We start from the raw sequence: 26,151 nt of genomic DNA on the forward strand, positions 1-26,151 counted from the left end.
TACATTAACAAAATTTCAGGGATGAGCATTCTACACAAAGCTAAAAATTATGTTGAAATCTTATTCAAAGATAAGTTATCTTCGGTATATTTTTATCATAATTTTATCCATACTGCCTATACTGTCAATAAGGCGGAGGAAATCATGAAAAATACTCCTGTTTCTGAAGAGGATCAGGAGAAGGTACTTGTAGCATTATGGTTTCATGATACAGGGTATATAGAATGTGCTCTGAACCATGAGGAAAGGAGCGTGGAGGTGATGAAAGCCTTCTTACATCAGGAAAACTATCCGGAAAACTATATTGCAGATGTTGAAAAGCTGATTCTGGCAACGAAAATACATTATGAACCTCAGAATTTGCTTGAGAAAATTGTAAAGGATGCCGATTTCAGTCATTTTGCGGGTCACGATTACAGCGATATTTCCGATGCTTTGAGAAAAGAATGGGAACTGACCAATGTAAGATGTTTTTCCAATGAAGAATGGAATGCCGGAAATCTTGATATGCTGAAAAACAAGCATACTTTTTATACGGATTATGCTAAAGAAAACTGGGAGCCCCTGAAAAAGAAGAACATCAAAAAGATAGAAAAGAAATTGGAAAAAGAAGAAGAGAAAAAAGATAATAAAAAGGATAGCGCAGAGGGTAAAAAGGAAAAAGAAAAATCAGACAGAAGTGTGGATACTTTATTCAGGGTAACCCTGAACAACCATACAAGGCTGAGTGATATTGCAGACAGTAAAGCCAATATTCTTTTATCTGTAAATGCCATTATCATTTCAGTTTGTCTTTCCGTATTGGTTCCAAAGCTGGATGCCCCTAAAAATTCACATCTGATTCTTCCGAGTTTTATTCTGTTGCTATCGAGTGTATTTACGATCATATTTGCTATTTTGTCTACAAAACCTAATGTGACGAAAACAACGTTTACTCCTCAGGATATTGCCAACAGAAAAGTAAACCTGCTGTTCTTCGGAAACTTTCAGCAGATGTTATTTGATGATTATAACAATGCCATGAAAGACCTTATTAAAGACAGGGATTATATCTATGATTCCATGGTGAAGGATCTGTATTATCTTGGAAAAGTTCTGGATAGGAAATATAAACTTTTATCCATTACCTATAAGATTTTTATGGCAGGAATTATTATTTCCGTTTTATCTTTCGGAATGGCTTTTCTTAGTCTTTAATTAATAAACACACACGAATGATAGTCAGACAGCGTACGAATTGGCTGAAAATGTTATTTATATGGAGAGGTTCCGTATTAAAGAAAATTGTTGTTCAGCTTAGCATTATCACGCTGTTTTCTTTGGCTATCTATTTTTTCAAAGGAAAAATATTTGATTATAAAGTGCATCTCAATCCTACCATTTTTACATTGATAGGATTGGCGTTGGCTATTTTTATGGGTTTCTGTAATTCTGCAAGCTATGACCGTTTCTGGGAAGGACGTAAGCTTTGGGGATTACTTGTAATTGAAACCAGGTCTTTGACGAGACAGATTTTATCCTTAGTAAACGATTCTTCACCTGAAGCTAAAGTGGAAAAAGAGAAAATTATTAAGCTGATCTCTGCATTTTCCTGGGCACTGAACTTTCAGCTGAGAGATAAATCCGGAACGGAACACCTTGAAAGGCTTCTTTCTCCTGAACAACTGGAACAGGTAAAGAATAAGAAATTTATTCCCAGTATTATTCTTGGATTTATTGCAGACTGGCTCAACGAACAGCATAAAAAAGGAAATATAGATACTATTGTGATGACTTCTATGGATCATCAGCTCAATCAGTTTTCTAACATTTCCGGAGGCTGTGAGAGAATTTACAATACTCCATTACCATTTGCTTATAGTGTTTTACTGCATCGCACGGTGTATCTTTATTGTTTCTGGCTTCCTTTCGGACTGGTAGATTCTTTGGGATGGATGATGCCTATGATTGTTTTGTTGATCAGCTATACCTTTATTGCTCTTGATGCCATTATCCAGGAAATCGGTGAACCTTTTGGTGAAGAAGAAAATGATCTTGCCCTGAACAGTATCTGCCGTACGATTGAGTTTTCTATTTTTGAACAGGCAGGAATTCCTCAAGGTGAATTGAAGAAACCGGATACTTATTTTGTGGATTAGAATAATTTCTATTCCTGCGGTAGGGTAAAAGAAACCCTTAATGCCAGCAATCCCGTAATTCCCTGAAGATCTTCTACTCTTAAAAATTCTATATCATTTTGTAGAACTCCTTTTTTCTGGAGTTTAGAAATGTAGTCAAGATATTCCTTCTGATTTTCCATTCCGAAATAGACGATGGTGATTTTTCCGGGTGCAGTGATGCGTTCTGAAGAATCTTTCACATGGGCTTTATCCAGACGTTTTTTGATAATTTCGTAGTATGAATTGTAAGCGCCGTCTACATCAAAGCGTTTTTCATCCATTCTGAAACGGATGTCTATTTTTTCATTGTATACAAAGATCAGTGATGCGATATCCAGCGGTACAGGGAGATATTTTTTGAACAACTGAAATTCAAGTTCCATTTTACAGATGGTCTTCAGCTGCCAGTATCTTAGTTTATGAACTACTTTTGAGGTATAATGAAGCTCAGGAGCAATGGTAGTACCAATGTAAAGATTATGCTCTACACCATCAGATTTAAATCTTTCATAGTAATGTGGGAATATTTCCTGTGCTTTTACCTGGCTTTCGTCCAGCATATCTGCCAGTTTTCGGTTGACCAGAGTGATAGAATCATCAAGGTTTTTTCTGTGATGATAAAACAGGTCCGTAGAGGTGAAGATGTGTGAAAAATAGTCTTTAATCCTCGTCTTTATTTCCCTTGAAGTTCTTACTTCCAGCTTGCCCTGTAAAAAAGGATGAATTTCTTCTCTTAATAATCTCTGAAAACGTTGTTCTGTATCTGCTTTGATCTCATTGTTGATTTCATTTTCAAAAACATCCAGTGCCAGTACAAATTTCTCTGAATCTGAATTGGTCAACACTAAAATTTCATTCAGCCATTCAATCTGCTGATTGAGATCCTGCAGCATCAGATTAAAACGTTTTTCCGAAGAAGAACGGATATCTGAAACGCCAAACAAAGGAGTAAGATTTTTAAAGGCAATCTGCTTTAAAGTATATATTTTCTTTCCGAGCGATGCTGTAAAATACTTTTCTGCTTCATTTCTGAACTTCCACACCACACTGTCGTGGATGGTTGTATATTCACGCTGGATAATGGCTTCTATCTGATAGTTTTTTTCAAAGTAGAATCTGTTCAGAGAGAAAAGAACCATATCGGTGAAAAACTCCAGTTTTTTAAGCTTTAAACCATTGAAACTTCCTGCAATTGGAGAAGTAAACTCCATGATGGCAAGGAGCTCACCGTCTTTCATAATCGGAATTACCATGAAGCTGTTGACATTATTATCCTTTAATATACTAAAGGAGGGAAGCAGCTTTACATTTTCATCCAGATTGTTTACATTGGAAACAACGACAGGTTTTGAATTATGATTTAAGTTATTAAAAGTCGTCTTACGGGTATCTTCGTCAAAAGCGTTGATCCAGAAATCCAGGATATGATTGGTGAGAAGACTCTCATAAATCGGGAGTTTATCCAGTTTCTGTTCCTTTTTGTTAAAGGTCATCAGGCCGAAACTGAGCTCAGAGACATCAAAATAGGATTTAAAAATTTCCGTCAGATTTTCATTGGGATTCATATTTTCCGGATCAATCTCAATCATACTTGATTTCAGATCGGAAAGGGCTACCTCAGAGGTACAGTCTACCAGTGAAATAATGGTGAATCCTTTCAGTATCCATGATTGCGAAGGGAAATATTTTTTCCACAGTTTAAAATCATCCAGATTTTCCAGCAACATATCCAGAATATCATCAGATGGAATTTTGGCATCTTCTGTAGGTGTAATTTCCGTGAAATCTGAATTGACTGTAATTTTATAATGCTTCATGATTCCCTGTTTGTTGGGGATATCATAATAAAACGGAAGTGTACTTTTAATATCTTTTTTGAAGTAGCTCTGAAGAATCAGGCAGCAGCAGAAAACATAAAATTCATTATCTGAAATATTTCGAAGTTCTATTTCGAAGTCTTTCCCTGCATCTTTCAGAATATCTTTAAACCTTTCGGTATAGTTGAAGGTGATATTGGAAAGAGGAATACTTGCTGCTTTTATTTCATTTCTGGTGAGACCAGTGGGGAAAAGATCGGCAAGAAGCAGTCTGATGAGGTCCTCATATTTATCAAGAAGAGCAGTGTCCTGAAACCCTTCTCTTAGCTCTTTAAAATTTCTGGTACTCTCAATTAAAGACTCTGCATAGTTCACCCTGTATTCCAATCTGTCATTATATCGGATATGCTCCAGAACATCCAAATATTTTTTGAATGATATATAAACCTGAAAGGGAGAGTCTTTTTTATAGAGATTAGCCAAGAGGTGAGAAATTTAAAGTAAAGTTATGAAAAAATCACTATTTATAAATTTGTTATTAATTGTTGAAAATAGCCTTTTCTATCACTTTATTTTTGTTTTATAGTGAAATTATTAAAAAGAATATTGAATTTAGTGAATCTCTGTTTCTTTTTATAAAAATATCTGAGCTTTTTCAAATGGTAATACAGTTTTAATAAAATAAAAACTTCCATTGACTATAGAAAAGTTTTTATAGTTAAAAATGTGGACAATGGCGAAAAAGAAGGAAAAATCGTCTAAATGTTACTAACCGAAATATATTTTATTACGTATTACTCATTCTTTATTCTACTTTTATGAATATAACCTTTTTTGCCATCCTTTGTTTCCACAAGCCACCAATCTCCATTTTGATCTAAAAGCTTTACCTGTTCACCTGATTTTATTTTTTTGTAAAACTTCTGAAGTGATATTTTTATCTTTTCTTAGATTGGTATATCCATCAGGATCACTAATTACTTTATTGTCGTCCGAACCATTGAATATTTCTAAGTTTTCACAAAAGACTTTTAATCTTTCGTTGCAATAATAGCTATTGTGTTCTAACTTTTTAATAAAATCTTTGTTTTTATTGATAAAGCTCTGAACATCTCCAATATCACCTACATTTAGTGATTTTTCACATAAAAAAGCAATACTTTTATCACCCTCTGCATAATCGATCTGATTTTTATACATCATATTGAGAATTTCTCCCAATGAATCATATCCGTTTCCTTCTTTGGCTTCAGAGAGGAATTCCTTTGTTTTGCCTTTATAAACAATTTGTTCAATATCATCCACTATACCTTTTCTAAGTACAAATTGTTGATTTTTATTTTTTCTTCCGAAAATTAATTCATGGAAGGATGTTATGTTTGAAAAATCGAAATCTTTGAAAGCAAAATCTACAAGATCTTTATCTTCATTATATCCATAATATAAAACCAGATCTTTTGTAAGATAAGGATCTCTCATTTTCAGGATTTTTAACGCCGTTTTATCTTTATAAATAATAAATTTATTATACTGATATAAAATATCTGGCGTGATAGAATATTTAGCATCAGAATCGCTCTTCTGTACTAATATAAATGCTTTACTTTTTATAGCAACTTCTGGAAAATCCGACATTCTCAGGGAGACAATCCTATTGGTATATTCATCAATATTTACCCCGTAAACTTCTGATATTCTTTTGGAAAATAATTCTGAATCAGGAAATTTATAATTGAAGTTTTCTAAAGATTTAGCTCCGTAATTGATAATATCTGGTGAAAGATTATCATAATTGAACTTAGTGTTATCACCTTCTTCAACCAGGTTATAGGGAGCTTTATTTTGTTGTGCTTTATCAGAACAATAAATCAGCGAAATGAATAGGAGAAATATTAAAATACATTTTTTCATTTGTAATACTTTTATTAAAGTTTATTTGCTTTTTTTAAAGTTTTGGATAGCTAACCTTTCAAAAATTGTTGGTGGTTTCAAGATATTGATGAGAATATTTCCTTAGTAATTTTTGATCTAAAATAATTTTCCTGTTGACTGTTTGATTTTAATGTAAATCTATAAAATTTTAAAACGATAAACTGTAGTGATTCTACGATAAGTGATAAATAAATTTTAAAGTAAATATATCAACAAAAAAACCTCCCATTAAATGGAAGGTTTTATATATATGTATCATTTTTATATCTCAAAATATAAAAATAGGAAATTGTCTAAATGATAACTATTGCAAGTATATTTACAGCGATTCATTCGCTCTTTATTCTACTTTTATGTACATACCCTTGTTTGCGATCCTTTGTTTCCACAAGCCACCAATCTCCACTTTGATCTAAAACTTTTACCTTTTCACCAGATTTTATTTTTTGTAAAACTTCTGAAGTGGTATTTTTATCTTTTCTTAAATTAGTATACCCGTCAGGGTCATTAATAACGGCATATGATTCTAAAGTTTTCCCCTGATTAAATGTACTGTAAGCTTCTGTGGCATTTCTGAGCAAAGGATCATTATAAAAGTCATTGTTTTTAAAACGCTTCATCAGCTCTTTGTCTTTATCATAACAATAAGATACCATTCCAAAGCCTTCATTTTGGCTCCAGTCATTATTTTCATTTTTCTTCAACTGAGTGTGGAGTAGAAAAGCTAAAGCTTCATCTGTCTTTGATTGATTTACAGGGCTTTTATTGTTCATCATAAATCTTATAAGCTGGGAAATTAAGGCAGGATTATGATTAAATAACTTTAAGATGAGCCCTTTTCTTATTGTTTCTTTTCTACTATTATCATTATAAAATAAAATACTCCAATTAAAGTATTTGGGCTGATCCTCTATTGACGTTATATTTTTGACGGCTGTTTTTATCAACAGGTCATCCTTCTCATAATCAAACAGGATGACAATATCTGTGGCAAGATCTTTTTTCCAGTTCGTAGCATCAGTTATAGCATTTTTATCATCATGGTATAATATTTTGTTTAAGGCTAATACTTCTTCAAAATAAGGATGCTTTTTATTTTCCCTGATTTGGACCTTTAATTGGTCCAAATCAGGAAGATTATCTTGACCAATCTTGATAAATCGATCATTTTTATTAATCATGTAATCAGCATATTCGTTATTAATAATAATTTCGCTATATCCTTTAGAGGCAAGATCTTTTGAACTGATTCCTAAATAGGTTTTATTTCTGGTATCAAAATCAATGGCTGAAGGAGAGGAATATTTTTTTATGGCAAAGTATTCTGTGAATAAATCTATTTCTTTATCATCCATTATTTCCGATTTTATTATTGTTTGTTTATCATTATTTTTGTCGTTTTGCCCATTACAGGCTATATTTATTGATAGTAACAGTATTAATATCTTATTTTTATTGAGCATCATCTTTCTTATTTTTGCGGTTAGTATTTGCATCTTTAGGGTCAGGAACTGTACCATAAAAACTAAACATATCTTTTATTTTTTCAGGAGAAACTTCTTCAATATAGATTTGAATTTTCTTCCCTTTTGCTGTTAATTCTGAATATATTTTTGTTATCTTAGGCATATCCGCATTGTATACTCTTAGACATCCATGTGTAACCATTAAAGGGCCATTATCGGTTAATCCTTTTTTACCATCTCCCATAGTATGTCCACAATGAAGAAGAATACCCGATCGTGAACTTGCTTTTAGTGCATCTCCTGCTTCTGGGCTCAGTCTAATGACGCCGTGGTTACCAAATGATACACCCGTATTTGGAGTATCCAATTCTAGTTTTGTATTCCAAAGTCCATTGGGGACATTACCATAGCCACCATTAGTGTATCTGTCTTCACCTCCTGTTCCTAACCCTAGTACATAGCACTTGTGTAAAACCTTTGTATCATCAAAAAACACTAATAACCCTTCTTTTTTTCTATTTGAAGGTACAATAACGTCAATGTAAGCATTTTTTGTAGTTGCTTTATAGATTCCATCATAAGTTTGCAGCTTATTTTGTTTGTTATTTTTTGAAGGAGGAGAGCAAGAATCAAGTTGTAAGGTTATTATTGCTTTTTTAAAATATTCCTCAGCTACTTTTAAGTTTTTAACACCAACATTGATCTTCCTTCTGATATCTATAACTTTGTTTACATCATTAACCATTAAAGCAGAATTACTCAGCCCTTTACCTTTCCAGTCTGCTAATGCACTGAGAACAGCATATTTTGGTTCTGTGGGCATATCATAATAAGTAACAAAATCAAATAAATCTACATCTTTTATAGTTTTTTGTTTTCTGTTTTCTTCAAATTCAAATTTATCAAAATGCTTTATCCTTTTTTCCGAAGATATTAATTCGTTGTAGATTTTTGCGGGAACATATTCTTTAATCAAGCCCATTGCAGATTTGTAATTACCTTTGCCCGTTAACTGAATCAAGCCTTTTCCCCGGAAGTTAAAGCCATCTCCGCTGGCTTCATTTCCATTACCGTTACCAAATCCGTTTTCAGCTGCATATAAAAAACTGAATAACTTTTTTTGATCGGGTCTTTCGTTACAGAATTCTTCAATCTGTCCTCTTTTATCCAATAATTTACCGCGATCCCCAAAAGTACCACTACGGATATTTCTTGGAATATATTTTACATTTCCTTCTGCCATTTCTTTTTCTCTAAAATGGGTTTCTGCTGCAATTTGAGCTAGAAAATGAGCTTTTTTTGCACACGTATTTATTCCAAAATCTAATTTATATTTATTAATCCAATTAACACAATCCATTCTGAAAGTTTTGTCACTTTCCCCAAATATTTCTTTTATTTCATCCCACGTAAAATCTTTTTCACACCTCGGACATTTCCCTTCAGAATTTTGCTGATTAGGATCCTGTCCCACATTGGTGGCGGTCTCGGGGTTTTCTGGTGGAGGATTGATGCCATTTCCTTTTACCGCAATGATCTGATTCAGGACCTGAACTGTTTGTGGGCTGAAAGTGGAAATATTATTATGTTTAACTACCAAATAGTATTCATGTTCTCCTCCATCTATCATAAAAGATATTCCACTTCCCTGAGCTTTTTTCATCATCAATTCAGTAAGGACTATATTTTCATCATTTACTCCATTAGCATTAACTGTAATTTCTTTTTCATAAAGTAGTGTATTTTCGTCTCTGTTGTGTCCGGTGTCTGCTGTTGTGTCTCGTTCCCAAACCTGTAAAAGCAGCTTTTCTTTAAACATATTCTGCGTTTTTATTTCAGCAACTATGGTCTGACCATATTTAGGTTTTATTGTAATCTTATTTTTATTGCTGTCAAGGAGCGTTAATGATATAATTTTAGGTGTTCCTTTCCTGGGTTTTATGTAAATAATGGTATTGCCCTTTTTTTCAGGAGAATTTAGATAACCCTCTACAAAGAATTCCTGTCCAAGAGCTTTTTCTTCAAAAGTAAATGTCGCCGTTGCCCCTTTCTTTTTGATATTGGTAGAAGTATAACTTCCATTATTTCTTTTTCTGAAGAGTTCCCAAGTGACATTATTCCCATTTCGTTGGCTGGCAGGAGTTTCCTTATACCATTCTGTAACTGAATAGGATGCCGGAACACCAATTTGCGGATTTGTGGGGCCTGTTATTTTTGCTACACCTTTTTTTGACATTGCCTTATAATTTTAATGTGCATAACTATTTTCATTATCAATCTCTTCTTTCAGCTCATCAATGTTCACTACGGGATTATAAATATGCTGTTCCTGAGAATCAGCATTGGCAATCTGCGTTTTGCTGATTCCGCTTTGTTGCCCATGCTTCAGGACCGTAATTTTTCCGCCGGTAGTGCACATCAATTCAGAAATTTCTGTTAGACAGTTTTTCCCCATTACCTTCACTTTTTCATAGGTTTTCTGCCATTTTCCTGCAGGAGCATAGATACAAGGTAGATATCCTCCAGAACTCGGCTTGAGTTTACATTGACCGAAAGGTTGTACAGCTGGATCGAATTGTAAATCATCTTCTGTTACAGCCAGATAATCACCTTGATCTTCTGCATTATTCCAGTAATGTTTTTGATGACTTGTCACTTTAAATCTTGGAAATTTGAACCCCTGATTACATTGGCACATACCTTTTTGAATAACGAAATATTTTCCATCATGTTCATTGGTGCCCTTATTTTCCTCTTCAGTCTTCTTAGTCTCTTTTTGATTTTTTGAAGAAGTATTGCCTAACTCCCCCGCAGATGAATCTTCGTTTGAACTTTCATTATTATCAGGATGAGTTTTAGTATTGATTTTCTGCACATCAGAATTGTTATCTTCGTTCGGTCTGATGATTTTATCATTGGTTAAAAACTGTAGGTCTTCAGGAATACAAATTTGTTTCCCTGCCTTTAATTCTCCATGTATAATATCATTTTGGGGGCACGAAAGATTGTGAAAAGTTTTTAAATAGTTTTCATCTTTTATATTGAACTTTTGGGCAATATTGGCAAAAGTATCATTGTCCTTTGTGATATAAATTTTCATTTGTTTTTTGTGTTTTTATATTTAAATCGTGTTTATAAAATAATTCATTCCTATGACAGATAAGTACTGAGGCACTTACTTCAACTAATTGTTTAGTAAGTTTATCCGTGAAATAATGTATATATATGCTGGCATTTATATTTTCTTCCTGTTTTTCATTTTCAAAACGAGATCCTTTTATTAATTCCTGAAGGCTGCAATTCTCTGCAATTATTCCTTTAATGACTGTTTCAACATATTCTATATTTTCATGAAAATATTCGGCATTAAAATCAAATTTCAATGGAAAAGAATTGTGGTATATTTTGAAACATTCTACCCACCTTGATTTTCTGCTAAACCAATTCATATTGGGAAATAATATTTTATTTAATAAGGTAGAGCTTATCTGTTTTAGAAAATATTTTTCATTTGAGATATTTTCATAAAATAAATCAATATAGGCTTTTGAAGGCGCACCTGTAAAAAAATCTCCGATCGCTGTTTGATTATCTTTAAATTTTTGTACTAAAGTTTCATGATCAGCAAATAAAGATATTTTCCCATCAGGGGATATAATAAAGGGAATAGGAGAAACTGTTTCCATACAAGCTAGTGCAAGTGAGGATATTTTGTCAACCGGTGTGCTGTTATTTTTTTTGACATCTTTTTGTCTCGTTGTGGCAATAACCTGGTCTGCTTTCTGCTCTATTTCAATATTAACTTTATAATTAAATGTTAGTTCACTTTTATTGAATTGCTGTATATTTTCTTTGATATTATATTCATCAGCGTGAAACGAAGCTAAATCCTGGACTGAAGGAAGTCTTTTTTGTAATAGGTCTTCATGTTCTTCTTTTGAAATATAGGCTATAGGTATCAAAATAAACTCGACTCCCCTCAGGCTGTCAAACCACAACTTATCCATCTTCCCACAGTTTTGATTATGAAACTCTTTTAGGTCGTGTTTGTTCATATTCATACGAAATGCAATAGAGTTGAGGCTATCACTTGGCTTTACTTTATATTTGATAAAATCTTTTTTCATCATCAATTTTATTTCAAATAATGTAAATCTATAAAATTTTGAAAAGATAAACTGTAGTAATTCTACGATAAGTGATAAATAGATTTTAAAGTTATTATATCAACAAAAAAACCTCCCGTTAAATGGAAGGTTTTAATATCATTTATAATAAGGTCGTTTTACAACCCGAACATTCTTGCAAACAGATCCGGGAAAACCCCAAGGATGATAATCAAAGCAATAACAACTACTGCAATGATGTTGTAGGTAAGTGTTACTTTTTCTGATGACTTGAATGTTGATTCTTTGAAGAAGAACATTGCGATAATCAGTCTTAAATAGTAAGCGATAGATAGGGCAGAACCCAATACTGCTACCAATACTAAGAAAGCAGCACCATTCATAGCCTGGGAGAATAAAGCAAATTTCCCCATGAAACCAGCTGTTAACGGAACTCCTGCCATTGAAAGCATAGAGATCGTAGCTGCTGTTGCTAATAAAGGTTCAGTTTTCGCCAATCCTTTGAATGCTCCAAAAGAGGTTTCTCTTTTTAATTTCTCTACCCAGATCAGGCACATGAAAACTCCTACTGTAGATAAAGAATACGCAAATAAATAAAAGGCAAGGTTATAGGTAGAAAGGCTTGTCATTCCGAAGAATACCAATCCGATATATCCTGCGTGGGAAACTGAAGAGTATGCCAACATTCTTTTTGCATTCGTCTGAGCAAGACCCATAACGTTTGCCAAAAGTAAAGTAATGATTAAGAATACTCCTAAAACATTGATCCATTCGTGAGTAACTCCGGCAAAACCAAGAGTCATCAATCTGAACAGCGCAAAGAATCCTGAGATCTTTACCACACTCGCCATGAAAGCGGTGATTAATGAAGGAGAACCTGCATATACATCAGGGCTCCACATATGGAAAGGCGCCAATGCTACTTTGAAGGCCAATGCACAAAGGATTAGTAATACTCCTAAGATGAACATTACATTCCCGGCATTTGCCACTCCGAAGTCATGAATCTTGTACAAATCAAAACTTCCTGCACTTCCATAGATGAACGCAATCCCGAACAGTAAGAAACCTGTTGCGAATGCACCCATAAGGAAATATTTAATAGAAGCTTCGTTTGATCTAAGATCCGTTTTGTTAGCTCCTGCCATTACATATAATGGAATAGAAAGGATTTCAACGCCTAAGAACATCGTCACTAAGTTCTGATATCCGAAAAGGATGATCCCTCCACATAATGCAAATAGCATCAATGCATATAATTCTGACTGGTGGCTTCTGTGATTGCTGAAAGCAAAACCTCCCAGAAAGAATAACAATAAAGTTGTTACGATTGATATTTTAGTGAATAATGCAGTATTGTCACTGTACTCATACATATGCTTGTAATGATCGAAAAACGAACATTCCGGCATAAAACTTACGTACAATGCGATGATTAATCCCAAAATCCCAATGTATCTTGCGAATTTTCCTTGTTCAAAAACTCCTGAAAATAACGCAATAACTGCCGTTAGGAAAACAATAATTAAAACACTCATTTCTTAAAATATCAAATTAACTTACCATTGATTGGTAGATAAACTTCACCGAACTACTCACCATGTCGATTACCGGTTGTGGGAAAATACCTAGTAAAATCACAAAAACCGCTAAACTTGCCAATACAGAAAATTCTACCCCTGATAAATCTTTTGCTGTACTTAAAACTGCTTCATCTCCTTCTCCAAACATTGCTTTTCCGTAGAATCTCAATAAATACACCGCACAAAGAATTACCGTAAGACCAGCAATTACTGCTGCTGTTCCGTTAAAATCATATACTGATTTCAACAAAATAAATTCCCCGATGAATCCATTCGTTAATGGAACTCCCATTGAACCTAATATAATGATCAAGAACAATACAGCAAACTTAGGAGCTACTTTAGCTAAACCACCCATTTGTCTGATGTCTCTTGATTTAAATCTCTTGTATAAAATATCACAACAGTAGAATAATCCTACTACGTTGATACCGTGGGCAAATGTCTGTACCAATGCTCCTTCAGCTCCTTCCACATTGAAAGTTCCTCTAAGAGTTACTACTGCAGAAGCGAAGATCCCTGCTACCATCAATCCTACGTGAGAGAAAGATGAATACGCAATGATTCTCTTCATATCCGTCTGTATAATAGCGATCAGAGCACCGTGAACAATTCCTACAATAGCAAGAATAATTACGATCTGTCCTGAAATCCCTGCTATCGGAAGCGGAGTGATTGGAAGTAAGTAACGCATTACCCCATATACTGCCATCTTAAGCATGATCCCTGATAACAACATCGATCCCTGAGTAGGAGAGTAGGTATAGGTATCAGGCTGCCATGTATGGAAAGGGAATACCGGTAATTTCACTGCAAAAGCAAAGAAAATAAACCAGAATACCACCGTCTGCTGTACTTCATTCAGTTGTGCATTGTATAAATCTGTTAAAGCGAATGATGCTGAGTGGTTGTACACATAGATCAATCCGGCTAACATAAATAACGATCCAACGAATGTATATACGAAGAATTTCGTAGTGAATTCAAACCTTTTATTCTCTTGTCCCCAAAGTCCGGCAATGAACCAAATTGGAATCAAAGTTACTTCCCAGAAAATGTAGAATAACAATCCGTCTAAAGAAGTAAACACTCCTACAAGACCGAACTGCATTAACAGAATCAATCCGTAGAATGTATTTCTGTAGTTTACACTTTCGTTGAAAGATGATAAAATAATGATTGGAGCCAGAATGTTGGTCAATAATAAAAGAAGCATGCTCATTCCATCGATACCGAAGTGAAGAGAGCTCTTCATAAATTGTGACCATGGATAATTGATCTCATGCTGCAATACGCTGTCTACTGTCGGAGTAAAATCAAAATCCGAAAGTATGTAAAACGTAAGGAGCATTTGTACCAATGCAATTCCAAGCGCCAAATATTTGCTGGAATTATTCTTCCAGGCAAAAACTAATCCCGAACCTACTAGAGGTAAAAGTAATAATGTTAATAATAAACAAGACATTATTATTGTAATAAAAAGTTAACAATTAATATAATTCCCACCGCTAAAGACATGATAAGGATATATGTCTCTACATTTCCGTTCTGTACACGCTTCATAGCTTTTCCGCTGTCTTCAGCACCATCACCTACAAAGTTTACAAAACGGTCTAAGATACCCTTATCAAACATTTTTCCTCCGCGTCCTAATCCTTCAACAGTTTTTACAATCAATGCGTTGTAAAGTTCGTCAACGTATAATTTCTTAGCAGAAAGCTTTTCCCATCCGGTGTAGTTTTCCTCTGCAACAGCCATCTTTTTCTTACTTACATAAGTATTTCTAACGATGAACCATACAGAGAAGAACATAAGCACTGTAGCTGCTAATAAGATCATTTCAGTATTAAAAGGTACTCCTGAAAGAGTAGCTTCCATCTGGCTGAAGCTTTGTTCTGTAAGAACCGGCTTTAACCATTCCATCAGTTTAGCATAGTGCCCGTGACCGATGAAGTGTGGCAGGTTGATGAAACCTCCGATTACAGAAAGAATAGCCAATACGATCAATGGTAATGTCATATTAGACGGGCTTTCATGTAAGTGGTGTTTTTGTTCTTCAGTACCTCTGAATTCTCCGTGGAATGTCAAATAGTACAGTCTGAACATATAGGTTGCAGTCATTGCCGCTAATGCAAATAAGATTACCCAGTAAACAGGGTTTTTAGCGAAAGCTGCTACTAAAATTTCGTCTTTAGAGATCATCCCTGATAGTAAAGGGAAACCTGAGATGGCTAATGTTCCGATAAGGAATGTAGCGTGTGTAAGAGGAATATATTTTTTAAGACCTCCCATGAAACGCATATCCTGTTCGTTGCTCATTGCGTGGATTACAGAACCTGCACCCAGGAATAACAAAGCCTTAAAGAATGCGTGCGTCATTACGTGGAACATTGCTGTTGTATAGGCTCCAAGACCTAAAGCGATGAACATAAATCCAAGCTGTGAAACGGTAGAGTATGCCAATACTTTTTTGATGTCGTTCTGACGTAGTGCATAGAATCCTGCCAAAGCAGCTGTTAAGAATCCGATGAATAAAATTCCTCCCTGTACAGTAGGTGCCAAAGTAAATAAGAAGTTTGATCTTACTACCAAATAGATCCCTGCTGTTACCATCGTTGCCGCGTGGATCAACGCTGATACAGGAGTAGGTCCGGCCATCGCATCCGGTAACCATGTATATAATGGAACCTGAGCAGATTTACCGGTAGCACCGATGAATAAACTCGCTGTGATAAAGATAATCACTGTTCCGTCTAATTCAAATTTTGAAGCGTTTTCTGCTACAGAAAGATAATCTACAGCATTGGTCTGTGAAGCGATCATGAAGATACCGATCAATAACGCAAGGTCACCAATTCTGTTCATGATGAAAGCTTTTCTTGCTGCTTTACCGTATTCTTCGTTAGTGTACCAGAATCCGATCAACAGGTAAGAACAAAGACCTACACCTTCCCATCCGATGAACAGGATCAGGTAGTTGCTTCCCATTACCAACAGTAACATGGAGAAGATGAAAAGATTCAGATAAGTAAAGAACTTGTAGAACCCTTTATCATGACTCATATATCCGATAGAGTATAAGTGGATCAGTGAACCGATACCCGTAATGATCATTACCATCATTAAAGAAAGCTGATCAATCTGGAATCCAAAATTGATTTGAACTCCATTTACTCTAAACCATTCAAAAGCTTTTACAATAACAGGCTGGCTTTCAGAATTGAAATTCATGAAAATACTTACTGCAATACAGAAAGATCCAAAAACCATCAAAGTAGCCAAAGATCCTACCAATATTTTTGGAAGATTTTTTCCGAATAACCCGTTAATAAGAAACCCTAAAAGTGGTAAAAGTACTATTGCATATACTAGATTCTCCATTCTTATCCTCTTAATTTATTAAATATACTCACATCAACAGAACGGGTGTTTCTATATAGCATAGCAATAATTGCCAAACCTACTGCTACTTCAGCAGCAGCTACCACCATAATGAAGAAAACTAAAAGTTGTCCGTCGCCGTTGCCTTTATATGCTGAAAAAGCTGCCAATAAAAGGTTTACAGAATTCAGCATAAGCTCTACACAGCCCAGAATCACAATAGCATTTTTTCTAAGCAATACTCCCATTACTCCCAAACAGAACAATACTGATGAAAGAATGATAAAGTAGTCCAAAGGGATGCTTTGTATAAATGTATTTACTTCTCCCATAATTTTATAAATCTTTTTTACCGATTAATACCGCGCCTACAATACCTGCCAGAATTAGGATGGAAGCAAGCTCAAACGGTAAAACATATTCATTAAACAAAAGTCTACCCAGATTTTTCGTAAGACCAATACCTCTGTCTACATTTTCAACAACAATGTGTTTGTCTTGTACTCCTCTGAATACTCCTAAAACTCCAATTAATAAAAGACATGCTGTAAAAACTCCAACAAATTTTAAAGTATTGTTCTTCTTACTTTCGTCTCCTTTATTAAGGTTAAGCATCATCAGGATGTAAAGGAAAAGTACCATGATGGCACCTGCGTACACTATAATCTGGATAATTGCCAGGAACTGTGCATTTAAAAGAATGTACATTCCTGCAATTGAAAACATTGTAACAATTAATGACAAAATAGCATAGAGAGGATTTCTTGCAAATACAAAGTAAACTGCACTTGCCACTGCTAAAAACGCCACCAAGAAAAATAAAAACTGATCCATTATTTTACCGCATTTTTTTGTTTCTCGGATTGTCTTGTCGTGATATCAATCCTTTCATTTATTTTTTCAACTAGTTTATCTTTTCCGTAAATGAAAGAACCTCTATTCGTTTCTACATCCACTAATCTATCCGTAAGATAGATGGCAGATTTAGGACAAGCTTCTTCACACATACCACAGAAAATACATCTTAGCATATTGATTTCATATACTGAAGCATATTTTTCTTCTCTGTAAAGACCTCTTTCCTCTTTAGTTCTTTCAGCAGCCGTCATCGTAATGGCTTCTGCAGGACAAGCTACCGCACAAAGTCCGCAAGCAGTACATCTTTCTCTGCCTTCCTCGTCTCTTTTCAAGACGTGCTGACCTCTCCAGATGGTAGTTCTTGGTTTCTGTACTTCCGGATACGAATATACTGCGGGAGCACCCTTTATCACGGTTCTTACAGCATGCTTAAATGTAATCCCCATTCCTGTAAAGATGGCAGGAAGGTAGATTTTTTCAGCAAGGGTCATTTCTTTATTGGAAACAACTTTTGATCTGTTTGTAAGTTTCATTTAATTATAGATATTAGATGTTAGACACCAGATTTTAGACTAATCTTGTCTGCTATCTTAATTATTTAATATTGACGATTGAAATATGACAGGCTAAAGATAAAACTTTGATTTCATTATCAAATTTTCAAATCAGCTCATTTTCAAATTTTCTTAGTTTGCAAATGCTAAAATTACAGCTCCTGTAATTAATAGGTTTACCAATGCCATTGGGATTAATGTTTTCCATCCTAAGTGCATTAACTGGTCGTATCTGAATCTTGGAAGCGTCCATCTGATCCACATAAAGATTAGAATTCCGATTACCGTCTTCGTTAAGAATGCTACGATACTTAAGATTCCTGCAGTATTCTCACCCCAGTTCTGAGTTACCCATTCAATACCAGGATAGTTGTATCCTCCGAAGAAAAGAACTACCATGAAAGCATTGGAAATAAACATGTTCACATATTCTCCGAACATATATAAACCTAACTTCATGGAAGAGTATTCTGTAGAGTATCCTGTTACCAGTTCAGATTCACACTCAGGTAAATCGAAAGGGTGTCTGTTGGTTTCTGCTAAAGCGGCTACAAAGAAAACAAGGAAAGCAATCGGCTGGTAGAAAATATTCCAGTTCATTCCGGAACCCCAAGGAATAACGCCCCATAATTTTCCGGTAGTCTGGCTTTCAGTAATTTCTTTCAAATCTAAACTTCCTGTCATCATAATGATAGAAAGAAGTGCCAGTCCCATTGCCAATTCGTAAGAAATCATCTGAGAAGAAGCACGGATAGCACCTAGTAATGAATATTTATTGTTCGAAGCCCAACCTCCGATCATAATTCCGTAAACCCCGATGGAAGCCATTCCTATGATGAAAAGTACACCAACATCAATGTTCGCTACCTGAAGATCAAAAGAAGTACCTGCAATATTTAAACTTTTACCCCAAGGAATAACAGCTCCTGTAATCAATGAAATAAACATTACCAAAGCTGGGCCTAATACGAAAAGGAATCTTTCTGCATTGGCTGGTGTAAAGTCCTCTTTAAAGAAGAATTTTCCACCATCAGCAAGAGGCTGCAGTAATCCGAAAGGTCCGGCTCTGTTGGGACCAATTCTATCCTGCATGATAGAGGCTACTTTTCTTTCTGCCCAGGTAGAGTAGGCTGCAATCGTTAATGATAGCAGGAAAAGTGCTAATACAAGTATAAGTTTAAATGTAAGTAAATCCATTTTTATTTTTATAGATGTTAGATATTAGAAGTTAGAAATTAGAATGAAGAAAATCTGTCATCTAATATCTGAAATCTGAAATCTTATTAAAATTATTTTTCGTCTTTTTCACTGATTTCTTTAGCCATCGGATTGTCTAAAACTCTTAGCTCATCCTTTGGTTTTTCGTAGTGGTTCAATGAAATTACAGAATGTCTGTCGATATGTCTAGGACCTTCAATGTTCCAGTCTGATAATGCTTTTCTTTCAAAACGACATGTATCACAGATGAATTCTTCAACTTCACCCCACTGGTCTTTTCTTGCGGTTACTCTTACAATTTCGTCACCTTTAAACCATACTAAAGCTTTTCCGGAACATTTATCACATTTACAAGTAGCATTCATAGGTTTTGTGAACCATACTCTGCTGGCAAAACGAGCTGTTCTGTCTGTTAATGCTCCTACCGGGCAAACGTCGATAACGTTTCCGATGAAGTCATTGTCTAGCGCTTTATTTAGATAGGTTGAAATTTCAGCGTGATCTCCTCTGAAAAGAATACCGTGTTCTCTTGTTTCTGTAAGCTGATTGGCTGTTAATACGCATCTTGCACAAAGAATACAACGGTTCATATTCAATTTGATGTTCGGACCAAGATCATCAGCTTCGTAAGTATTTCTTTCGAATTCTGTTCTTGTATTTTCCACACCATGCTCATATCCTAAGTCCTGAAGATGACATTCTCCTGCCTGGTCGCAGATAGGGCAGTCCAGCGGGTGGTTTACCAATAGGAATTCGGTAACCGCTTTTCTTCCTTCCTGAGCTTTCTCAGAAGTAAGATTTTTTACTTCCATACCGTCCATTACATTAGTTCTGCAGCTTGCTACTAATTTTGGCATAGGGCGTGGGTCTGCTTCAGATCCTTTAGAAACTTCTACCAGACAAGTTCTACATCTTCCTCCACTGGTTTCCAGCTTGCTGTAGTAGCACATTGCAGGAGGTACAGATTTACCACCGATTTGTCTTGCAGCTTCCAGAATAGAAGTCCCAGGCATCACTTCGGTAGTTTGTCCGTCTATAGTTATTTTGAATTTTTTAACTTCTTCGCTCATATGATATGCTTTAAGCTTTATGCGTTAAGCAATAGGCTTTGTTATTTATATTTCTTTGTATTAAATGTATATCCAATTCCTCCCAGAATTTGTCCGAAAACAAAATCCTGACGTGCTTTGTCTGGTTTATTATTCAATGTAGTTTTAATATCCCACATATTAATATAACCGGCTTTTCCTTCTAATCTCAGCATCCAGTTTTTCCAGAATACCAAGTTAAGACTAGATCTGATATCAGTTCCCATACCTGCAACGTGAAAACGGTCACTTCTTTCATTACCAAAAAGCTTTACATTACTTTTCGGAAACATAAATCCGATTCCGGCTCCATAAGACCATACTAAATCTATATTTTTCTTATGAACAAGATTTTTGTATTTCTCAAGACCTAAGTTTTCATAATTAAGTCCATCAGTATGTTCGAAAGTAAGGAACTTCTCATCTGCAAGATTCACCTGCCCGTTTTGAACCATTGCTGCATATTCAGGATCTGAAATATGTCCTTTGAAACCAACAGTCTGGTTCTGATCCATTACATATTTCATATGGTCTATCCCTAATACCAATGCTAAATTGTCTTTAATGAAATATCCTATTCTGAAATTATACTGTGTTACAGTAAACCAGCTTGGATCAAAATAGACAATTCCGAATTTTGTAGGTCTGTCTTGTGCGGTTACGTTATTCAATTGAAAATCGTATCCGTTTCCGGTAAAATGAATGTCAGAATTACTATAAGCGGCTCTGTTCCATCCATAAAATACGAAAACCTGACCCTTTTTGCTTAATGGTAGAGGTTTTTCCTTTTTCTCAGCTTTAATCTGCTCTTTCTCACTCACTAAATATGACAAATCCTCTTCTACGGATCTGTTATAATTTGCAGTATCACTCTTCTTGTTCTGTGCAAATACAAGATTCGACATCATTAAGCCGACAACCAATAATTTTTTCATCTTACCTACGCATTCTTTTCAACGGCCGGGATAGGATCTGCATAATGTGCCAATCCATAATTTTGTGTCTGAGACAATTCAGGGTTTTTCACATGCCACTCAAATTCATCTCTGAAGTGACGGATTGCTGCTGCAACCGGCCAAGCTGCTGCATCACCCAACGGACAAATCGTATTTCCTTCGATTTTTCTCTGGATATCCCAAAGCAGATCGATATCTTCCATTTTTCCTTCTCCTTTCTCGATTTTCTTTAAAATCTTGTACATCCATCCCGTTCCTTCACGGCAAGGAGTACATTGTCCACAGCTTTCGTGATTGTAGAATCTCGCTAAAGTCATCGTGTGATCTACAATACACTGGTCTTCATCCAAAACGATGAAACCTCCTGAACCCATCATGGTACCGGTAGCAAAACCACCATCTGCCAATGATTCATAGTTCATATATCTTGGCTCTCCGTTCACTGTTCTCAGCAATAAGTTAGCGGGAACGATCGGAACAGAACTTCCTCCGGGGATACAAGCCTTTAATTTTTTACCGTCTTTAATACCACCGCAATATTCATCAGAGTAAATGAATTCTTCTACCGTGATGGTCATGTCGATTTCGTATACTCCTGGTTTGTTGATATTTCCACAAGCCGAAATTAATTTCGTTCCTGTAGATCTTCCAACTCCAATTTTAGCATACTCAGCACCTGTAATATCAATGATCGGAACAATTGCAGCAATAGACTCAACGTTGTTTACTACGGTTGGTCTCTCCCAAAGACCTTTTACAGCCGGGAATGGCGGTTTTAATCTCGGGTTACCTCTTTTTCCTTCAAGGGATTCAAGCAATGCAGTTTCCTCACCGCAGATGTATGCTCCACCACCTCTCTGTACATAGATTTCACAGTCGAAACCTGTTCCTAAAATATTTTTACCTAAAAATCCTGCTGCTTTGGCTTCTTCAATAGCTTCTTCAAGGATATCCGGAATCCATGAATATTCTCCACGGATGTAGATATAAGAAGTATTGGAACCTAAACAGTAAGAAGAAATTAGCATTCCTTCAATCAATAAATGAGGAAGGAACTCCATCAGATATCTGTCCTTGAATGTTCCAGGCTCAGACTCATCTGCATTAACAACAAGGTGTCTTGGAACGCCTTCTGGCTTTGCCAAAAAGCTCCATTTCATTCCTGTTGGGAATCCAGCTCCACCACGACCTCTTAATCCTGAAGCTTTTACTTCTTCAAGAATTTCGTCAGGAGTCATCTTCAAGGCTTTTTCAGCTGCGGTGTAACCTCCCTGTTTACGGTATGTTTCAAAGTAGCGAATACCTTCTATATGTGCGTCTTTAAGTAAAAGTTTTTTACTCATTGTTATTTGCTTATTGCAATAGGCTTTTGGCTTCTTGCATTAATTATGATTAAACGTTAAGTGAATAATTTAAAATCTAAAATTTAGAATTTAAAATTTCTATTAGTCTAAAGCAACTTGTCCCTGTCTGCAAAGATCAAGGATTTCATCTACTTTTTCTATCGTTAAATTTTCATGAAAGAATTTTCCTAACTGTAGCATTGGTGCATATCCACATGCTCCAAGACATTCAGCTGGCTTTAATGTGAACATACCATCTTCAGTAGTTTCTCCATCCTTAATGTTCAGTTTGGTTCTGATATGATCCAGGATTTTTTCGCTTCCACAAACCATACAAGGTCCTGTTCTGCAAACTTCCAAAACATATTTACCAACCGGCTTCATATTAAACATGGTATAGAAAGTAGCCACTTCATATACTTCGATCGGTTGGATACTTAATAGTCCGGCAACATAATCCATCACAGGAACATCTAACCATCCTCCGAATTCTTTCTGTGCCAGGTGAAGTACAGGAAGAAGAGCAGATTTCTGTCTTCCTTCAGGGTATCTTGCGATAATTTTGTGTACCTGTGCTAAACTTTCCGGTTTAAAAGCTATTGTTTCGCTCATTTTATTTTGTTGTAAAATGTACATTGTACAAAGTACAAAGTATTTATTAACTATTTATATTTTCAAGTACATTGTACATCCTACATTGTACTTTTTACAATTGTTATGCGTCTAATTCTCCCGCAATAATATTCATACTACACATCGTTACAATGGCATCTGAAATTACAGAACCTGTAATCATTTCAGGATATGCCTGATAGTAGATGAAGCATGGTCTTCTGAAGTGAAGTCTGTAAGGACTTCTTCCTCCGTCACTCACAAGATAGAATCCTAATTCTCCGTTTCCACCTTCTACAGCATGATAAACTTCTCCTTTAGGAACATCCGTTTCTCCCATTACGATTTTGAAATGGTAAATTAATGCTTCCATTTTCTGATAAACATCTGCCTTTTCAGGTAGATAGAAATCAGGAACATCCGCGTGGAATGGTCCTTCTGGAAGATTGTCGTATGCTTGATTGATAATTTTTAGAGATTCCCAGATTTCCTGTTGACGAACCATGAAACGGTCGTAAGTGTCACCAGAAGTTCCTACTGGAATGATGAAATCGAAATCTTCATAAGAAGAATAAGGCTGTGCAACTCTTACATCATAATCTACTCCTGCTGCACGTAAGTTCGGACCTGTGAACCCGTAGCTTAATGCTCTCTCGGCAGAAATAGCTCCTGTACCGATGGTTCTGTCCATGAAAATTCTGTTTCTTTCTAATAGCGTACAGAATTCTTTGAATCTTGCCGGGAAAGTTTTTAAGAAGTCCTTTAATAACTCATGAAACTTAGGGGTGAAATCTCTTTCAAATCCTCCGATTCTTCCCATATTGGTTGTCATTCTGGCTCCGCAGATCTGCTCATACATATCATAAATACGTTCTCTTTCGATGAACATATACGTAAGACCTGTAATTGCTCCTGAGTCCATTCCGGTTACCCCGTTACAGATCAGGTGGTCACCGATTCTTGCCAGCTCCATCAAGATAACACGCATATAGTCTACACGTTTTGGAACTTTAACGCCAATCAGTTTCTCTACTGTCATGTGCCAACCTAAGTTATTGATAGGTGCAGAACAGTAATTCATACGGTCTGTAAGGGTAGTGATCTGAGAATAGTTTCTTCTTTCAGAAATTTTCTCAAATGCTCTGTGGATATATCCTACGGTTTGCTCTGCGTGAAGGATTCTTTCTCCGTCCATCGTTAAGATATTCTGGAAAATCCCGTGAGTAGCAGGGTGGGTAGGTCCCAGATTCAGGGTATATAATTGTCCGTCAATCTGTTCCTTACTCTCGTACTGGTTTAGTATATTAGATAATGAGTTATCTTTCATAAGTATTATAATTGATAATTGATAGTTGATAATCGATAATCATTTATCTATCATCATTTATCATTTATATTTTATTTTTTATCTTCCGAACATGCTATCGTTCTTGTCGGTTCTTGTACCGTCTTCAAGGCGATATTCTTTCAACATTGGGTGGTATCCAAGATCTTCCATATTCAAAATAGGTCTCAGATCCGGATGTCCTTTAAATTTAATCCCATAGAAATCATACGTTTCTCTTTCCATCCAGTTAGCTCCTGCATACAACTCTACAAGAGAGTCTACTTCAATATTTTCTCTGGACATAAAGATTTTCAGACGTAATCTGAAATTGGCCATCATATTATGCAAATGGTATACAACACCAATTTCCTTCTCAGGGAATTCAGGATAATGAATACCACAGATATCCGTCAGGAAATTAAATTCCAGTGATGAATCTTTAAGATAGTGAATGATCTTCTTGATATCTTCTTTCTTCACCTCAATCGTCAGCATTCCGTAAGGTTCTGAGCTTGAAATAACAGATTCCGGAAATTCTCTTGTGATTGCTTCTAATACAAATTCGTTTGTCATTTCCGTTTAGTTGCTTATGTTGTAAGAATCTAATAACTTCTGATATTCAGGCATGTCTCTTCTTCTGATGCTTTCGCTTTCTGCAAGAGCTTGTACCTGCATTACTCCTTCAATGATCTGCTCAGGTCTTGGAGGACATCCAGGAACATATACGTCTACCGGAATAATTTTATCAATTCCCTGAAGTACAGAGTAGGTATCAAAAATACCACCGCTGGAAGCACATGCTCCCACTGCTACTACCCATTTCGGTTCAGCCATCTGAGTGTAAACTTCTTTCAGGACTGGTCCTAATTTCTTTGATATAGTTCCGCAAACCATCAGCATATCTGCTTGTCTTGGAGAGAAAGAGTTTCTTTCCATACCAAATCTTGAAGCATCATATGTTGGGTTCAGGGTAGCCATAAACTCAATACCACAACAAGAGGTAGCAAATGGTAATGGCCAAAGTGAAAACTTTCTTGCCATCCCGATTACACTGCTCAGTTTTGTTGCGAAAAACCCTTCTCCTTCATATCCTTCGGGAGCAGGTGCATCTGTTCTTATTACTGGTTTTTTATCTGACATTTTTAGTAAATATTTAAAGATTAAAATATTTAAAGATGAAAACAAGACCTTTACAATCTTTAAATTACTTAAATAAAATCAATCTTTTAATGTTAAAATTTATTTATCCCAATCCAGTGCACCGCGTTTCCAAACATAGAAAAACGCCATGAAGAAGATGGCAACGAATGTAAGTACAGCAAGGAATCCTTCCATACCGAATTCTCTGAAGTTTACAGCGTAAGGATAAAAGAATACGATTTCGATATCGAATAGTACGAACAATACCGCAGTCAAGAAGTACTTGATAGAAAACGGCGTTCTTGCATTTCCTTCTACAGGAACTCCACATTCCCAGCTTTGGTTTTTTACAGAGTCTCCTTTTTTCTGTTGTGGACCCAAGAAATGTGCCCCAAGCAAAGAAACAGCTACAAATCCTACTGCTACACCAGCCTGGATAAGGATTGGAATATAACTTTCAGGTAAATTCATTTTTGCATTATTATCTCAATTTGCAAATTTAGCGAATAAACAAGAAAGCATGAAATTTATCAGCTTAAAAGTCGGATGAAAATGAGTTAAATCGGTAATTTAGAATCAATAAAAATTAG

General features: G+C 35.6%; 24 protein-coding genes. 2 read left to right on the forward strand and 22 right to left on the reverse strand.

Annotation, left to right across the window (positions count from 1 at the left end):
- Positions 1–21 precede the first annotated feature (21 nt).
- Both ODR02_RS12975 and ODR02_RS12980 read left to right on the forward strand, forming a co-directional pair.
- On the forward strand, positions 22–1,197 hold the full coding sequence (locus ODR02_RS12975; protein ID WP_309513136.1) for a Pycsar system effector family protein: 1,176 nt from the start codon (positions 22–24) through the stop codon (positions 1,195–1,197).
- Positions 1,198–1,214: 17 nt separating this feature from the next.
- Positions 1,215–2,138 carry a bestrophin family protein gene (locus ODR02_RS12980; RefSeq protein ID WP_309513135.1) on the forward strand — a complete coding sequence of 308 codons (924 nt, stop codon included), beginning with the start codon at positions 1,215–1,217 and terminating at the stop codon, positions 2,136–2,138.
- A gap of 8 nt (positions 2,139–2,146) precedes the next feature.
- On the opposite strand, the gene ODR02_RS12985 is transcribed toward ODR02_RS12980, so the two are convergent.
- The 22 genes from ODR02_RS12985 to ODR02_RS13085 all read right to left on the reverse strand — a co-directional run bounded on the left by ODR02_RS12985 (position 2,147) and on the right by ODR02_RS13085 (position 26,032).
- Entirely contained in the window at positions 2,147–4,459 is a 2,313-nt protein-coding gene (locus ODR02_RS12985) for a GAF domain-containing protein (RefSeq protein WP_309513134.1), read from the reverse strand.
- A gap of 311 nt (positions 4,460–4,770) precedes the next feature.
- Complete coding sequence (locus ODR02_RS23590; protein WP_442879483.1) at positions 4,771–4,917, reverse strand: SH3 domain-containing protein; 147 nt, start codon at positions 4,915–4,917, stop codon at positions 4,771–4,773.
- Positions 4,871–5,887, reverse strand: coding sequence for a hypothetical protein (locus ODR02_RS12990; RefSeq protein WP_309513133.1), 1,017 nt, complete (start codon positions 5,885–5,887; stop codon positions 4,871–4,873). The genes ODR02_RS23590 and ODR02_RS12990 overlap by 47 nt, the downstream gene beginning before the upstream one ends.
- A gap of 350 nt (positions 5,888–6,237) precedes the next feature.
- Entirely contained in the window at positions 6,238–7,374 is a 1,137-nt protein-coding gene (locus tag ODR02_RS12995) for an SH3 domain-containing protein (protein ID WP_309513132.1), read from the reverse strand.
- Entirely contained in the window at positions 7,361–9,610 is a 2,250-nt protein-coding gene (locus ODR02_RS13000; RefSeq protein ID WP_309513131.1) for a hypothetical protein, read from the reverse strand. Before ODR02_RS13000 ends, ODR02_RS12995 begins: the two co-directional genes overlap by 14 nt.
- 12 nt (positions 9,611–9,622) lie before the next feature.
- On the reverse strand, positions 9,623–10,474 hold the full coding sequence (locus tag ODR02_RS13005; RefSeq protein WP_309513130.1) for a DUF4280 domain-containing protein: 852 nt from the start codon (positions 10,472–10,474) through the stop codon (positions 9,623–9,625).
- On the reverse strand, positions 10,446–11,504 hold the full coding sequence (locus tag ODR02_RS13010) for a hypothetical protein (RefSeq protein WP_209785976.1): 1,059 nt from the start codon (positions 11,502–11,504) through the stop codon (positions 10,446–10,448). The genes ODR02_RS13005 and ODR02_RS13010 overlap by 29 nt, the downstream gene beginning before the upstream one ends.
- 155 nt (positions 11,505–11,659) lie before the next feature.
- Entirely contained in the window at positions 11,660–13,039 is a 1,380-nt protein-coding gene (locus tag ODR02_RS13015; protein WP_105684347.1) for an NADH-quinone oxidoreductase subunit N, read from the reverse strand.
- Between the two features lie 16 nt (positions 13,040–13,055).
- The gene (locus ODR02_RS13020) at positions 13,056–14,549 is read right to left on the reverse strand and encodes a complex I subunit 4 family protein (protein ID WP_105684346.1); all 1,494 of its coding nucleotides are present in this window, start codon (positions 14,547–14,549) and stop codon (positions 13,056–13,058) included.
- A gap of 2 nt (positions 14,550–14,551) precedes the next feature.
- On the reverse strand, positions 14,552–16,465 hold the full coding sequence (nuoL, locus tag ODR02_RS13025; protein ID WP_309513129.1) for an NADH-quinone oxidoreductase subunit L: 1,914 nt from the start codon (positions 16,463–16,465) through the stop codon (positions 14,552–14,554).
- Between the two features lie 2 nt (positions 16,466–16,467).
- Positions 16,468–16,797 carry an NADH-quinone oxidoreductase subunit NuoK gene (nuoK, locus tag ODR02_RS13030; RefSeq protein WP_002983557.1) on the reverse strand — a complete coding sequence of 110 codons (330 nt, stop codon included), beginning with the start codon at positions 16,795–16,797 and terminating at the stop codon, positions 16,468–16,470.
- A gap of 4 nt (positions 16,798–16,801) precedes the next feature.
- Complete coding sequence (locus tag ODR02_RS13035) at positions 16,802–17,299, reverse strand: NADH-quinone oxidoreductase subunit J family protein (protein ID WP_209785974.1); 498 nt, start codon at positions 17,297–17,299, stop codon at positions 16,802–16,804.
- Entirely contained in the window at positions 17,299–17,856 is a 558-nt protein-coding gene (locus ODR02_RS13040) for a NuoI/complex I 23 kDa subunit family protein (protein ID WP_034693420.1), read from the reverse strand. Before ODR02_RS13040 ends, ODR02_RS13035 begins: the two co-directional genes overlap by 1 nt.
- A gap of 153 nt (positions 17,857–18,009) precedes the next feature.
- Positions 18,010–19,074 carry an NADH-quinone oxidoreductase subunit NuoH gene (gene nuoH, locus ODR02_RS13045; protein WP_105684411.1) on the reverse strand — a complete coding sequence of 355 codons (1,065 nt, stop codon included), beginning with the start codon at positions 19,072–19,074 and terminating at the stop codon, positions 18,010–18,012.
- A 92-nt stretch (positions 19,075–19,166) separates the two neighbouring features.
- Positions 19,167–20,165: a 2Fe-2S iron-sulfur cluster-binding protein gene (locus tag ODR02_RS13050; RefSeq protein ID WP_105684344.1), complete on the reverse strand. Its 999-nt coding sequence runs from the start codon at positions 20,163–20,165 to the stop codon at positions 19,167–19,169.
- A gap of 41 nt (positions 20,166–20,206) precedes the next feature.
- The gene (locus tag ODR02_RS13055; RefSeq protein ID WP_185103645.1) at positions 20,207–21,118 is read right to left on the reverse strand and encodes a hypothetical protein; all 912 of its coding nucleotides are present in this window, start codon (positions 21,116–21,118) and stop codon (positions 20,207–20,209) included.
- A 5-nt stretch (positions 21,119–21,123) separates the two neighbouring features.
- Positions 21,124–22,482, reverse strand: a complete 1,359-nt coding sequence (gene nuoF / locus ODR02_RS13060; RefSeq protein WP_105684342.1) for an NADH-quinone oxidoreductase subunit NuoF — start codon at positions 22,480–22,482, stop codon at positions 21,124–21,126.
- Between the two features lie 102 nt (positions 22,483–22,584).
- Positions 22,585–23,094 (reverse strand): NADH-quinone oxidoreductase subunit NuoE family protein, encoded by a 510-nt coding sequence (locus ODR02_RS13065; RefSeq protein WP_034693429.1) that lies wholly within the window; start codon positions 23,092–23,094, stop codon positions 22,585–22,587.
- A 103-nt stretch (positions 23,095–23,197) separates the two neighbouring features.
- Positions 23,198–24,421, reverse strand: coding sequence for an NADH-quinone oxidoreductase subunit D (locus tag ODR02_RS13070; protein ID WP_209785973.1), 1,224 nt, complete (start codon positions 24,419–24,421; stop codon positions 23,198–23,200).
- Between the two features lie 78 nt (positions 24,422–24,499).
- Positions 24,500–24,994, reverse strand: a complete 495-nt coding sequence (locus ODR02_RS13075; RefSeq protein ID WP_034693433.1) for an NADH-quinone oxidoreductase subunit C — start codon at positions 24,992–24,994, stop codon at positions 24,500–24,502.
- 6 nt (positions 24,995–25,000) lie between these two features.
- Positions 25,001–25,561: an NADH-quinone oxidoreductase subunit B gene (locus ODR02_RS13080; RefSeq protein WP_002983540.1), complete on the reverse strand. Its 561-nt coding sequence runs from the start codon at positions 25,559–25,561 to the stop codon at positions 25,001–25,003.
- Positions 25,562–25,660: 99 nt separating this feature from the next.
- Positions 25,661–26,032: an NADH-quinone oxidoreductase subunit A gene (locus ODR02_RS13085; protein ID WP_047096005.1), complete on the reverse strand. Its 372-nt coding sequence runs from the start codon at positions 26,030–26,032 to the stop codon at positions 25,661–25,663.
- Between the last annotated feature and the right edge of the window lie 119 nt (positions 26,033–26,151).

This window comes from Chryseobacterium sp. CFS2 (assembly GCF_036543225.1).
GTDB lineage: Bacteria > Bacteroidota > Bacteroidia > Flavobacteriales > Weeksellaceae > Chryseobacterium > Chryseobacterium culicis_A.

What these genes read in the sequence shown, in the direction of transcription:
- ODR02_RS13070 (WP_209785973.1), bottom strand. Translation starts at nt 24,421, where the DNA reads ATGAAAGATAACTCATTATCTAATATACTAAACCAGTACGAGAGTAAG.
- nuoF (WP_105684342.1), bottom strand. Translation starts at nt 22,482, where the DNA reads ATGAGTAAAAAACTTTTACTTAAAGACGCACATATAGAAGGTATTCGC.
- nuoK (WP_002983557.1), bottom strand. Translation starts at nt 16,797, where the DNA reads ATGGGAGAAGTAAATACATTTATACAAAGCATCCCTTTGGACTACTTT.
- ODR02_RS13035 (WP_209785974.1), bottom strand. Translation starts at nt 17,299, where the DNA reads ATGGATCAGTTTTTATTTTTCTTGGTGGCGTTTTTAGCAGTGGCAAGT.
- nuoH (WP_105684411.1), bottom strand. Translation starts at nt 19,074, where the DNA reads ATGGATTTACTTACATTTAAACTTATACTTGTATTAGCACTTTTCCTG.
- nuoL (WP_309513129.1), bottom strand. Translation starts at nt 16,465, where the DNA reads ATGGAGAATCTAGTATATGCAATAGTACTTTTACCACTTTTAGGGTTT.
- ODR02_RS12975 (WP_309513136.1), top strand. Translation starts at nt 22, where the DNA reads ATGAGCATTCTACACAAAGCTAAAAATTATGTTGAAATCTTATTCAAA.
- ODR02_RS13080 (WP_002983540.1), bottom strand. Translation starts at nt 25,561, where the DNA reads ATGTCAGATAAAAAACCAGTAATAAGAACAGATGCACCTGCTCCCGAA.
- ODR02_RS13005 (WP_309513130.1), bottom strand. Translation starts at nt 10,474, where the DNA reads ATGAAAATTTATATCACAAAGGACAATGATACTTTTGCCAATATTGCC.
- ODR02_RS13055 (WP_185103645.1), bottom strand. Translation starts at nt 21,118, where the DNA reads ATGAAAAAATTATTGGTTGTCGGCTTAATGATGTCGAATCTTGTATTT.
- ODR02_RS13075 (WP_034693433.1), bottom strand. Translation starts at nt 24,994, where the DNA reads ATGACAAACGAATTTGTATTAGAAGCAATCACAAGAGAATTTCCGGAA.
- ODR02_RS13050 (WP_105684344.1), bottom strand. Translation starts at nt 20,165, where the DNA reads ATGAGCGAAGAAGTTAAAAAATTCAAAATAACTATAGACGGACAAACT.
- ODR02_RS13000 (WP_309513131.1), bottom strand. Translation starts at nt 9,610, where the DNA reads ATGTCAAAAAAAGGTGTAGCAAAAATAACAGGCCCCACAAATCCGCAA.
- ODR02_RS13020 (WP_105684346.1), bottom strand. Translation starts at nt 14,549, where the DNA reads ATGTCTTGTTTATTATTAACATTATTACTTTTACCTCTAGTAGGTTCG.
- ODR02_RS12990 (WP_309513133.1), bottom strand. Translation starts at nt 5,887, where the DNA reads ATGAAAAAATGTATTTTAATATTTCTCCTATTCATTTCGCTGATTTAT.
- ODR02_RS12995 (WP_309513132.1), bottom strand. Translation starts at nt 7,374, where the DNA reads ATGATGCTCAATAAAAATAAGATATTAATACTGTTACTATCAATAAAT.
- ODR02_RS13015 (WP_105684347.1), bottom strand. Translation starts at nt 13,039, where the DNA reads ATGAGTGTTTTAATTATTGTTTTCCTAACGGCAGTTATTGCGTTATTT.
- ODR02_RS13065 (WP_034693429.1), bottom strand. Translation starts at nt 23,094, where the DNA reads ATGAGCGAAACAATAGCTTTTAAACCGGAAAGTTTAGCACAGGTACAC.
- ODR02_RS12980 (WP_309513135.1), top strand. Translation starts at nt 1,215, where the DNA reads ATGATAGTCAGACAGCGTACGAATTGGCTGAAAATGTTATTTATATGG.
- ODR02_RS13040 (WP_034693420.1), bottom strand. Translation starts at nt 17,856, where the DNA reads ATGAAACTTACAAACAGATCAAAAGTTGTTTCCAATAAAGAAATGACC.
- ODR02_RS13085 (WP_047096005.1), bottom strand. Translation starts at nt 26,032, where the DNA reads ATGAATTTACCTGAAAGTTATATTCCAATCCTTATCCAGGCTGGTGTA.
- ODR02_RS13010 (WP_209785976.1), bottom strand. Translation starts at nt 11,504, where the DNA reads ATGATGAAAAAAGATTTTATCAAATATAAAGTAAAGCCAAGTGATAGC.